The sequence below is a fragment of the Vibrio sp. 1078-1 genome (genome assembly GCF_033340475.1).
This window is the reverse complement of sequence record NZ_JAWOWM010000847.1, coordinates 1-528: the sequence shown is the minus strand read 5'-3', so window position 1 is coordinate 528 and position 528 is coordinate 1. Positions and strand designations below refer to the sequence as shown.

Here is a 528-nt window from a genome sequence, read left to right as displayed (position 1 = left end):
AGCGCCAATCTCAACATGCTTTTCAACGCTCAGGCGTTGTTTTGCAAGGAGAGGCCGATTGGCAAGAGGCCATTCTCTCTGCATTTCTTCAAACTCAAACCACACAACGTTGGTTCTGTGTTGGGGATTGGTCATTCGAGAGTGCCTTTTGTGTTGGAATGAAGCAGGGAAATCGACTACTCGGCAGAGAATGTGATGTGCTGCTGTTTGACGCGCGAAAAGAGTTCGATGCTAATAGCTTTATGGCGGCAATTGGCTCTCTCGTTGGCGGTGGAATGCTACTTATTGTGACAAATACTGCTCAGCCACAACATTTCGCTGAGCAATGGATGCAGACCCAATGGCAAAAGCTGATAGTGCTTGAGCAGGGGAAAGTCATTCCCCAGGTTTCTGAGTTTGCTATTGCGCAGAGAAATACAGAATACATAGAGCAGACTCACGCTGTTTCATTAATCGAGAAAGTGGTGAATCGGCATCGCAAGCGTCCTTTAGTGCTCACGGCTGATCGCGGTAGAGGTAAAAGCAGCG

1 protein-coding gene is annotated in these 528 nt (G+C 48.1%); it reads left to right on the top strand.

Annotated elements, in window-relative coordinates:
* Nucleotides 1-528 (top strand): tRNA(Met) cytidine acetyltransferase TmcA domain-containing protein (locus R7190_RS30420; RefSeq protein WP_318138283.1); only part of this gene is annotated, 528 nt, incomplete at both ends.